We start from the raw sequence: 12,050 nt of genomic DNA, 5'->3' as shown, positions 1-12,050 counted from the left end.
TCAAAATATAATATGAAAGCATTTAAGTTTTTGACCATCATTCTATTTACAATATCATTTTCCAGTTGTGCACAACAGCCTGACATAAAACCAACAGTTTACACAGTTGGGGATTCAACCGTGAAAAATGGTAGAGGCGATGGTTATGGAGGTCTTTGGGGCTGGGGCGATTTTATTGGTCAATTTTTAGATTCTTCAAAAGTAAGTGTTGAAAATCATGCTTTGGGAGGCACCAGTAGTCGGACTTTTCAAAATTTAGGTTTGTGGGATACGGTATGTAACAAACTGAAACAAGGCGATTACGTATTGATTCAATTTGGCCATAATGATAATGGCCCCGTCAATGATACTATTCGCGCTCGGGGTACCATAAAAGGAGTAGGTGAAGAAACGGAAGAAATTGATAACATGATAACTGGCGTACACGAAATTGTGCACAGCTATGGTTGGTATATTGAAAAAGTAGTGAAGGATACCAAAGGAAAGGGTGCAATTCCGGTAATTATGTCGCCGATTCCCAGAAACGATTGGAAAGATGGTAAAGTGCCAAGAAATAACAATTCTTACGGATTATGGGCAAAACAAATAGCTGAAAGAAATGATGTTACCTTTATTGATTTGAACAATGAAATGGCAACAAAAATGGAAGGTTTAGGTGAGGAGAATGTTACTGAAACCTACTTTTATAAACGCGACCACACCCATACATCTGCCAAAGGAGCTTTAATGGCTGCCTCAATAATTGCTAACGAACTAAAGAAAACCGATAATTCTTTAAAAGATTATATTCTTGAAAACCCTAAAACTCAGTTACCAAAAAAGAAGAATATTTTTTTAATCGGAGATTCAACTATGGCCAACAGCAGTAACCCCAATGCAATTGGTTGGGGTATGGCTTTCCCTAAATTTTGTGATACCATGCAAGTCAATGTCATCAATAAAGCCAGAGGAGGTAGAAGTTCTCGTACCTTTATTTTTGAAGGTTTATGGGATGAAGCGAAAGCAGAATTTCAGAAAGGTGATTATGTGTTTCTTCAATTTGGCCATAATGACGCAGGAAATATAGATAAAGCCAAATACAGGGGGTCTTTAAAAGGCATGGGAGACGAAACACAGGAAGTTAAAAGAGATAGTGTTACCGAAACCGTACATACTTACGGATGGTACATGAAAAAAATGATTCGGGAAACCAAAGAAAAAGGTGCTATGCCTATCGTTTTGAGTTTAACCCCTCGAAACGAATGGCCTAATGAAAAAGTTGAACAGAGATTTGATACTTATGTAAAATGGGCCAAAGAATCAGCTGAAGCCGAAAATGCTATTTATATAGATTTGAGTGATGCCATTGCCCAAAAATATCAAGAGTTAGGCAAAGAAAAGGTAAAGGAGTTTTTTCCTAAAGACCATACACATACAGGTATAGAAGGTGCAACTTTTACAGCTAAAATCTTAGCAAAAATTTTAAAAGCGCACAAAGAAATTGGCTTGAGAGGCTGCATTTACCCAAACAAGTAATCAGTTTTGACAAATTTGAAAGCAATTTTAAAAGAAAAAAGCAAAATTTAATTTAATATCAGTTAATATTAAGAAATTAAATAAGTATAACGTTCTGTAATACTGTGTCTTAAATTTTGGGATGTTGTTTAATTAACTAAACAGGATGGTGCAGGATGGTGTTTAAATTACGTAATCATAATTTTGAGTGTTAAATTTTTCTAAAATATTGTTAAATAGTTTCAAATAGAAATGTTACCTTAACATGTTTTTAGCCAACTAAATCATTTTAACAACTTTATAAAATCAATTCAACTAATAATGAATAAAAAAATACTCTGCTATTTATTTTTCTTGCCGGTTGTAATCTTCTTGACTAATTGTAGTAGCAAAGAAGAGTTTGACAATTACTATGCAAGACCTGACGATTTAGAAGATCCTATTTTTCAGCAATTGGAAGCCCATGGTAATTTTACCAACTTAACAGCTTTAATTGAAAAGGCCGGATATAAAGATATTTTGAGCAAATCTGGTTACTGGACCATGATGGCGCCTAATGATGATGCTTTTGAAGATTTTTTCCAAGAACAAGGAATATCAAGTGTTGCCAGTATTGATTCGATAACCGCCTCAAAGATTGTTAGATACGCTCTAATTTATAATGCTTTTAGAACCGAAAGGCTGTCAGATTATCAGTCATCAACTGGCTGGGAAGAAGATAATGCATTTAGACGAAGAACGGCTTATTATGATGGTTTTCAAAATAAAATGGTTGATGGCAACTCAATTGTGGTTGCTGGTTCTAATAGAAACAATGGGTTAGGTGGAGATTATTATATTCCAGGGGATAACAACAATAAATACATCTCTTATTTTGTTTCAGAATATATGGATGCACTTGGTTTAAGTGCTTTTGACTATCAATATTTCTATTCTAATTCATCCTATACAGGCTTTAATGTTCTTGGAGGTAAAACTGTTCAAGCAGATATAGTTGCCGAGAACGGTATTATTCATGAAGTGGATAAGGTTTCACTTCCCTTAATCAGTTTAGACCAAAAGCTTGAAGAAAGTTCAGATTACAGTATCTTTAGGGATTTGTTAGAAACCAACTTGGTTGAATATATTTTTGATCAGGATGCAACAGACACCTATCAAAACTTTACAAGAAAAACAGATGAGGTTTATGTAAAAGTATATGATCCTGAGTTGTTTTTTTCACCAAATAATGAAAATTACATTAAGGAAGCCGATAACGATGGTCAGTATGATGCTTACACATTGTTTGCTCCAGAAAATACAGTTTTTCAAGAATTTATAGATGAGGTACTTCTAAAGAACTATACGGCTCTTGATAAATTGCCAAAGTATATTTTTGTCGATCTCTATAATGCGCACATGGTCCAGAACGCTGTGTGGCCATCCCTATTGCCTACATATAGTAATGGATTGGACGAGGATATACGTTTTGATGTAAATACAGATATTCTTGAGGCCAAAGTCCTAAGCAATGGCTTTTTCTATGGAACCAACAAAATTCAAGAATCCAATTTGTTTTATAGTGTTTACACTTCAGCATATTTAGATCCAGATTTTACCTTAGCTACTCGTCTATATAACGATGGTTCTGGTTATCGAGAAATAATAAGTAATATAACGGGAAGATACACCTTGTTTCTTCCATCAGATGAAATTTTGCGCGACCATGGTTTTGAATACAACATAAACCGTAGTGAATGGGTTTATACAGACCCAGAAACAGGTAACACCGTTGCAGGTACACTGGCAAGAACACGTTTATTACGTGTGCTTTATAACGGAATTGTTCCTACTCCAAATGATGAAATGAATGATCTTTCAGGTTCAGGGATTATCCGTACCGGAGATTTTGATTTGGCTGGAGAGTATATTAAATGGGATAACAATCAAGTTTGGGCCGCTGGAAATGAAGTTGACAATGTTCGGGTTAATATTATTGGTTTTGAAGACCAACGCAATGGTAGGACGTATTATATAGATGATGTTCTAGATTTTAGTGAAGAGCCGCAAGGTCTTGACTTGTTTGCTCTAGCCCTACTGCCTGGATCAGGATATTTTAACTTTTTCCGTTTTCTTTACAGTTCAGCTTTGTATGACACGGCTACAGGTAGTATTCAGGGTGTTGAACTGGGAACTTCTTACACTTTTGCCATACCAAGTAATGATGCCATACTTCAGGCAGTTGCAGATGGAGTGCTTCCAGCTAATTCTCTTGGACAACCTAATTATAATCCGAGTACTCCCGAAGATAGGGATAAAGTTGAAGCTTTCATAAAATACCACATTTTGGCCACCCGTACCGCATCTGATGACGGCTTGATTAATGGTCAAACCGAAACTTTATTGAAGGATTTTGAGGGTAACAAAACATACATTAATGTTATAAGTGCTCCAGATGAACTCATTTTTGTTGATTCTGCCAATCGATTTTCCAGTTACATACCAAATCAAAGTAACAATTTAGCCGACCGTTCTTTAATTCACTTAATAGATAATTATCTTTTATACACGGAATAAAATGAAATATTATACTACCAACTTATTTTACCGTTTTTCATTTATATTAATCTCCTTATGGTCTTTACAGGGCTACGCTCAGGTGACTGATGAAGTCATCAGAGGTCAAGTTCTGGATGCAGGCACAAAAGAACCACTTTTAGGGGCAACCGTGATTGAGCAAGATGCAGAAAAGCGTACAGTTACAGGTGTTGTTACCGATTTTGATGGAAACTTTGCAATCAGGGTAAAAAATGTCAATCATCAATTGGTCGTTTCTACACTTGGTTATAAAACCCAAACCCTAACCATTGGAACAAAAAGAGACTTTGTTATTAACATGGTTGAAAATATTGAAGGTTTGGATGAGATTGTTATCAGTGCCACTAAAACACCCGAAAGTGGGTTGTTAAACATTGCTGCCCGAGATTTGACCACAAGTGCCGTTACCATTAGTGCTGTAGATGTGGAAAATACCCAAGCAGCTTCTATTGACGAGGCACTTCAGGGTAGGGTGCCAGGGGTTGATATTACGGCAACATCTGGAGACCCTGGAGCAGGTATGCAAATAAGAATTAGGGGAACATCTTCCATAACAGGGTCTTCAGATCCACTTGTTGTTGTAGATGGTATGCCTTATGAAACTTCTATTCCTGAAGATTTTAATTTTGGTTCTGCTGATGAACAAGGTTATGCTGCTCTTTTGAATATTGCTCCTACAGATATAGAAAGTATTACCATTTTAAAAGATGCGGCGGCTACTGCCATGTGGGGAGCACGTGCTGCCAGTGGTGTTTTAATTATCAACACCAAAAGAGGATCGGTGGGTAAACCAAAAATTGGTTATAGTTTTACCGGGACTTATTCTAAGTTACCTCGAACCATACCCATGCTTAGTGGAGACCAATACTCACAATTAATACCAGAGGCTTTTATGAATCGAACAGGTACACCTCTGAACACACTCACGATTAAAGAATTTCAATATGACCCCCAAGAGGTGTATTGGTATAAAAACTATGGAAACAATACCGATTGGGTTGAAGCTATTACTCAAACAGGAACTACGGGCGAACATAACTTATCGTTACAAGGTGGTGGTGAAAAAGCAAGATATTTTACTTCTATTGGATATTATAACTCAAAAGGGGTGACCAAAGGCACAGGTTTTGAGCGAATTAATGGACGATTAAATTTAGATTATGTAGTCTCAAACAGAATACGTTTTAAAGCAGATATTTCCTATACACATACGGATACGGAACGTAACTATGTAAATGGGACAGGTAGTGGGGACCGAGTTAGAAGTATAGCATACACCAAAATGCCTAATATGAGTATTTATGAGTACGACGATTTGGGAGATCTTACACCAAATTATTTTTCACCTGCTCAAAACATTCAAGGGGCTTATCCACGTACTTATAACCCAGTTGCTTTGGCAGAATATGCTTCAAATCAACAAACGGGATACAGAATTGTTCCTCACTTTAATTTAAAGGTCGATTTGATTCCAAACAAATTGATTTCAACTTTCGATCTTCAATTTGACTTCAACAGTACAAAAGCTAAAGCATTTCTACCCCAAAATGCAACAGGAAGGCCGTTTACAGAAACAGTTGTAAATAGGGCTTCCGATGCTGATGTTGATGCTACCAGTGTAACATCCAAGACAAATTTTATTTACACCCCCAATCTTGGTAGTGAAGACCACAAGTTACAAACTATTTTGTCTCTGCAAACAAATGACTATAGATATGAATCTCATCAGGCTCTTACGTCTAACACGGCATCTGTTTTCTTAACTGATCCATCAGTTCCTTCAAGAACTCAAAATTCAGAATTAAGTTTGTACAACAACAATAGTCAGGCACGAAGTGTTGCAGCACTTATAAATGCCCAATACGGTCTGTTGGATAGATATATTATAAATGTTGGACTTCGTGGTGATGGTGATTCTAAGTTTGGCCCAGAAAATCGTTATGCAGTATTTCCATCTGTTTCAGCGCGTTGGAGGGTATCAGGAGAACCGTTTATGGAAAGCTTGGATTTTGTAGATGATTTCAGTTTCCGAGCCAGTTTAGGACAATCTGGAAGGGCACCTCGCTATGATTATAGATACTTCAATATTTATGGAAACTTTAACTCTGAGTACCTAGGACTTAATGGTGTGTATCCTCAAAACATGGAATTGACCAATTTAAAATGGGAAACATTAACGGGTAAAAACCTAGGGATTAATTTACAAATGTTTGACAAACGTTTTCAGATTGATGTAGATATTTATCAAAACCGTACCAGAGATTTATTGTTTCAAAACTTGGATGTAACGACCATCTCAGGTTACAATAATATTTCAGATCAGAACGTAGGGGTTATTGATAACCAAGGTTGGGAAATAGGGTTATATACTACACCTTTTAAATCTGATAAATGGAAGGTAGATTTTAATTTCAATATTTCTAGAAATGAAAATATAATTCGTGAAATTTCTGAGTTTTTCCCTAGTGAAAGTGGAAACATTGATAGAAATGGACAATTTAAACGTTTTCTTCAAACTGATAACCCATTTGGTTCGTTTTATGGATACCGATTTAAAGGGGTTTATCCAGACTTGGCATCTACTCAAGCCCGTGACGCAAATGGAGATATTATTGTAGGACCCAACGGACAAACCGTTTATATGAGATTTAACTATCCAAGTATAGACTACGTATTCCAGCCAGGTGATGCCATTTATGAAGATATTAACCATGATGGAAACATTGATAGTAGAGATGTAGTCTATCTTGGAAACAGTAATCCAAAATTTTCAGGTGGTTTTGGACCCTCAATTACATTTGATAAAAAGTTTAAATTATTACTTTTCTTTACTTATAGGTTGGATTACGATATTATTAACGGTACAGATATGTCAACAACTAATATGTATACCTACGATAATCAAAGTACGGCAACTTTATCAAGATGGAGAAATCCAGGAGATGTAACCAATATACCTCGTGCGGTTTATGGGGCAGCTTATAACTGGCTAGGTTCCGATAGATATGTTGAAGATGCCTCATTCCTACGTTTTAGATCGGCAACATTTAGCTATAACTTTGATAAGGAGTTTTTGAAGAAATTAAAACTAGATGATTTAAACCTATATTTTACGGCAGATAATATTTTAACCTTTACTAAGTATAGAGGTCAAGATCCTGAAGTAAATATGAGAGGCGGAGATCCATTTGGAATAGCCATAGATTATTCAAGAACGCCACCTACTCGTCGTTTTACACTAGGCTTAAGAACCAGATTTTAATATTAAACTATTTGACTCAAATGAGAACAAAAATTATATATGCACTGTCTTTTTTAATGGTATTGATCAATTTCTCTTGTGATAGCTATTTAGACCTGAAGCCTGAGAACGGAACTATACGTGAAGAATTTTGGCAGACAAAGGAAGATGTTCAATCAGCGGTAATTGGTATTTATTCTTCAATGTTAAATACACCTCCATCTGAGAGTGATCGAACTCTGGCTGAGTATATTTTTATGTACGGAGAACTTAGAGGAGATATGATTAGTCCAGGTGGATTTATGACCGATGAACAAATTGAAATGCTTACCTATAATATTTTGCCTGCTAATAGTTTAACAACATGGTCGCAATTTTATAGAATCATAAATTTTTGCAACACTGTAATCGATCTTGCACCAGATGTTTTGGAAAAAGACCCAACATTTACACAAACACAGCTTAACAATTACTTATCTGAAGCTTTGGCAATTAGAGCTTATCTGTACTTTACGTTGGCACGTTCCTTTAAAGATGTTCCGTTAAAGATTGAGGCTACATTATCAGACCAAGATAACTTTCAATTACCCGCCACGCCACAAGCAGAGGTTTTTAACCAAGTTGTAGCTGATTTAGTTCTAGCAGAAAGTTATGCTGTAGATAGTTATGAAAGTATTGCAGCAAGCAAGGGCAGAATCACCAAGAATGCCATAAATGCCATGCTAGCAGACGTTTATCTATGGCAGGAAAATTATGATGCCGCATTGGCTTCTGCTAATAAAGTAATCAATTCAGGACAATTTGCATTGATAGACGCAAGTCCACAATGGTTTACAACAGTTTATGCCATAGGAAATTCAACAGAAAGTATTTTTGAGCTTCAGTATACCACACAAAACCTAAATCCGTTTTATAGTATCTTTTTACAGCGTCCACAGTATCTCGCTGCACCAACCGTATTGGAAGGAGTTTTTGGGATAGATTTTGAAGACCCCTTAAACAAAGATGTTCGTGGTGAAAGAGCCTCATTGGTTCCAGGTACCAACGAAATTTATAAATATACAGGTATTGATGAAGACCAACGTAAATCTTTGCAAGAATCAGACACACATTGGTTTATCTACCGCTATGCAGATGTATTGTTAATGAAAGCCGAGGCATTGAACGAATTAGGGCGTGGAAGCGAGGCTTTAGATATTATTGCTGATTTACGAGAAAAACGAGCTGCAATTCAGTTGACCGAAGAACAACCTGGTATTGATGATACCACAGGTATTCGATTATATATTCTTGCCGAACGCTCTAGAGAGTTCGCTTTTGAAGGAAAACGATGGTTTGATATTTTGCGTAATGCTCGCAAAGAAAGCTATGCGTATATAGATATTTTATTGGCTGTAGGGTTAAGAAGTGCGCCTGCTAATCAGCAGCAAAGTATTTTGGCAAAACTGCGAGACTCCAATAGCCATTATCTTCCAATCAATGAAAATGAGTTGTTTACCAACAAGCAGCTCGTTCAAAACCCCTTTTACAAATAAAAAAGAAAAGTTGCAGTCATGAAAAAAGTTTTTAATTTAACAAATTTATTGAGACTAGTTCTTACAGTTTCGGTCACAATTTTTGTGCTAAACTGTACTTCTCAAAAGTACAAAGAGTCCACAGATGAGACTCTGAACATTACCGAGTTTTTAAAGGCTAATGATGAGTATTCCTTGTTTTTGGAAATTCTGGAAGTTACAGATTATGCAGCTTTCATGAACACTTATGGAACTTATACGCTTTTTCTTCCAACAAACGAGGCCGTTATGCAACTGCTTAATGAGTTAGGTGCAAATTCCGTAAGTGATGTTCCTTTGGAAGACCTCAAAGAGTTGGCTAAGCTTCACATACTTCCTGAAACCGTAAATACTACATCCTTTACTGATGGTAAAATACCAAGCCCCAGTTTGCAAGGGCAATTTATAATAACAGGTGCTGCTTTTATAGATGGTCAATCAAGCATTACAGTTAACAAGGAAGCAAGTATAATTAACTCTAATATTGAGGTAGGAAATGGTATCATTCATGTTTTAGATAAGGTGCTTCGAGTTGCTAATAAAACTTTGGCAGAAAGCATTAATGAGGATGCTTCACTTTCACTTTTTGCAGAAGCTCTAAAGGCAACCGGATGGTACGACAAACTTGACGAACCTCTTACGTATGATGAAGATAGTATATCAAGCCATCTTACGGTTCTTGCCCAAACTAATGAGGTTTTTCAAAAAAGCGGATTTAATAATCTTGATGACTTAAAAAATAGGTACAGTCATTTGGGTGACCCAATGAATCCTGAGGACAGTCTTAATTTATTCGTAGCATATCGCATATTGCCAGGGTTAAATTATATGGCTGATTTAGCTATTACGCCAGCCGTGCTGACCAAAGCACCATTGGAAGTTATAACCCTTACTTTGGTTGCAGATTCACTTTTGGTTAACGAAGTAACATTCAATGGGATTTTAGAAAAAGGTGTTGAAATAGACCGTAGTGTAAGTGATAATACTGCTTCTAATGGGGTGTTACATCTAATGAAAGACAACTTTTTTATTAAAAAGAGATTTCCTGCTCCTGTCTATTTCGACTTGGGCGACCAACCAGAAATCAGACAGTTAAGTTCTGTTTTTAGAAAACCAGGGAATTCAGCCTCGTTTAGAAAAAGTGAATTAAGCGAGGTAGATTGGCCAGATGACCAAGTGCTTGGATATGAAGCCGCTGCTATAGGAGATGGAGCATACTTAGATTGGGCTTGGCATGGTGATATTGTAGAACTTTACCGTTTTAGAAATGGTTTCTTAGATCCAATAACATTCACTACACCTGTAATCATTAAAGGAAAATATAAGGTTTGGGTGTCTTACAGGCAAAACCAAAGGTCTTCACCTGCAGTTGAGGTTTCTGTAAACGATGTTCCGCTGGCTAGAAGAATCAATTTTACAGAATATGGTAATACCACACTCCCAGAACGCGTTTTGGAGTCACAAGGATATAAAAGACACATTGAACCATTTACTAACCGATTTAATTGTAGACTTGTGGGTATTGTAGACATACCTACTACAGGAAGGCATAAGTTGAAATTTGAGGCTATACAAGATAGTAGAAATGGTGAAACCTGGATAGATGTTGTGGAGTTCAGACCTATTGATATGGATCAATTATATCCTAAGTTTCAGTCAGGGGGAGATGGCTTAATTTATGAATAAACAATATTAAAATGATAGTAAAACCTAATCCATCGAGGATGATATCAATTAAAACATACACAAAAATATTTTTTGCAAGTTTTGCTCTAATTACTGTAGCCTCATGTACAGATCCATGGGATGATCATGGCAAGACAAGTGATCAAAACTTAGATCAAAACCTTAGTGAACGTATACAAAGTACTTCTCAAACCACCGAGTTTGGAAAACTTTTAGAGGAAACTGGTTTTGATGGGGTTCTTTCCAACTCCAAAACCTACACTGTTTGGGCACCAACAAATGATGCCATAGGCCAAGTTGACCCATCACTACTAAGTGATTTGGCCAAAAAAAGGTTGTTTGTGCAAAACCATATTGCGCTTACAGCGTTTTCTTCGGTTACCGAGCAAGATACGGTAACTGTTCAGATGCTTTCAAACAAATATCTAGAATTTAGGAATGGAACTATGATTGAAGATGCCACTGTAGTTTCAGCTGATCAATATGCATCCAATGGTTTGTTCCATATTATCGGTAAGGCATTAGAGCCTAGATTAAATATTTGGCAATATGTAAAAAGTAAAGCCGGCAGTAATACAATGAGTTCATACTTATCATCACTTAATAGTTTTGATATTTATAGAAGTGACAGTATAGCAAAAGCAAACGAACCGGAAATTCACAAACTATATGCGGATTCTTTGAGAAATTCCTATTTAACCAATGTTTACAATTTAAACAACGAAAAGAATAAGTACACCCTTTTTCTATTGGAAAACAATGGATTTAATAGTGAAGTAGACAATTTGGAACCATATTTAATTAAGGGGACAGCTGATTCTACAAGAACATATGCGAGCTATTTTACTGTGCGCGATATGGCTTTTCATAAAGCAGTTGCCCGAGAAAATCTTTCAACTACTCAATTTGTCTCACGCTTTGGTGTAGAAGTACCAATTGATGAAGATAATATTGTTGAAGAGGTATTGCTAAGTAATGGTATTGTTTATATAATGAGTGCTTTGGAGGTTCCACTTGAAAACCGTTTGCTTACTACGCAAATAGAAGGTGAAAAACCAAATGGTTTTAGTCAAAATGATAAAAGATCAAACACATTCTACAGAGAAAAAGAAGATCCAGACGGCATTTTGTTTTACGACATTATGGTTCAAAATCATGGAGTGCCACAGTTTGCCATTAATTACAGTGCCAATAATATGTATAGCACAACATATCAAGCCTATTGGAGGGCCATTAATGATATTCAAGGAAATACCTTTATGCAAACGTTAAGGGTTGGGGGAACGGTTGATGTTGATGGAATGGTTATAGACCCTATTGCCGAATTGGAGTATGAAGTTGGTCTAAATGTTTATGATGAAGTTTTAATCGGAGAGTTTACGCTTGATGAAGCGGGAAGGCTTGACCTGATTTCGCTCGTTGCTGCCAATACCGGTGTTAATGGCAATAATACTTTAACCCTTGATTATTTAAAACTAGTTCCAGTAATAAAATAAATG

The 12,050-nt window shown here is 36.3% G+C and carries 6 protein-coding genes; all 6 read left to right on the top strand.

All coding sequences use genetic code 11. From position 1 onward, the window contains the following. Positions 1-12 precede the first annotated feature (12 nt). The 6 genes from WJN01_RS09710 to WJN01_RS09685 all read left to right on the top strand — a co-directional run bounded on the left by WJN01_RS09710 (position 13) and on the right by WJN01_RS09685 (position 12,047). On the top strand, positions 13-1,515 hold the full coding sequence (locus tag WJN01_RS09710) for a rhamnogalacturonan acetylesterase (RefSeq protein ID WP_445196959.1): 1,503 nt from the start codon (positions 13-15) through the stop codon (positions 1,513-1,515). A 300-nt stretch (positions 1,516-1,815) separates the two neighbouring features. After that, positions 1,816-4,050, top strand: coding sequence for a fasciclin domain-containing protein (locus WJN01_RS09705; protein ID WP_445196958.1), 2,235 nt, complete (start codon positions 1,816-1,818; stop codon positions 4,048-4,050). 1 nt (position 4,051) lies between these two features. After that, positions 4,052-7,333, top strand: coding sequence for a SusC/RagA family TonB-linked outer membrane protein (locus WJN01_RS09700; RefSeq protein WP_445196957.1), 3,282 nt, complete (start codon positions 4,052-4,054; stop codon positions 7,331-7,333). A gap of 20 nt (positions 7,334-7,353) precedes the next feature. Continuing rightward, the gene (locus tag WJN01_RS09695) at positions 7,354-8,847 is read left to right on the top strand and encodes a RagB/SusD family nutrient uptake outer membrane protein (RefSeq protein ID WP_445196956.1); all 1,494 of its coding nucleotides are present in this window, start codon (positions 7,354-7,356) and stop codon (positions 8,845-8,847) included. A gap of 18 nt (positions 8,848-8,865) precedes the next feature. Beyond that, the gene (locus WJN01_RS09690) at positions 8,866-10,551 is read left to right on the top strand and encodes a fasciclin domain-containing protein (RefSeq protein WP_445196955.1); all 1,686 of its coding nucleotides are present in this window, start codon (positions 8,866-8,868) and stop codon (positions 10,549-10,551) included. 11 nt (positions 10,552-10,562) lie between these two features. Next, entirely contained in the window at positions 10,563-12,047 is a 1,485-nt protein-coding gene (locus WJN01_RS09685) for a fasciclin domain-containing protein (protein WP_445196954.1), read from the top strand. The last annotated feature ends 3 nt before the right edge of the window (positions 12,048-12,050 follow it).

This window comes from Tamlana sedimenti, assembly GCF_038148895.1.
Taxonomy (GTDB): Bacteria; Bacteroidota; Bacteroidia; order Flavobacteriales; family Flavobacteriaceae; genus Tamlana.
Note: the sequence above shows the minus strand (reverse complement) of the source record. Positions and strands in the feature narration are given on the sequence as shown.

Coding starts and splice junctions, on each gene's coding strand:
- WJN01_RS09690 (WP_445196955.1), top strand. CDS start 8,866: ATGAAAAAAGTTTTTAATTTAACAAATTTATTGAGACTAGTTCTTACA.
- WJN01_RS09695 (WP_445196956.1), top strand. CDS start 7,354: ATGAGAACAAAAATTATATATGCACTGTCTTTTTTAATGGTATTGATC.
- WJN01_RS09705 (WP_445196958.1), top strand. CDS start 1,816: ATGAATAAAAAAATACTCTGCTATTTATTTTTCTTGCCGGTTGTAATC.
- WJN01_RS09685 (WP_445196954.1), top strand. CDS start 10,563: ATGATAGTAAAACCTAATCCATCGAGGATGATATCAATTAAAACATAC.
- WJN01_RS09700 (WP_445196957.1), top strand. CDS start 4,052: ATGAAATATTATACTACCAACTTATTTTACCGTTTTTCATTTATATTA.
- WJN01_RS09710 (WP_445196959.1), top strand. CDS start 13: ATGAAAGCATTTAAGTTTTTGACCATCATTCTATTTACAATATCATTT.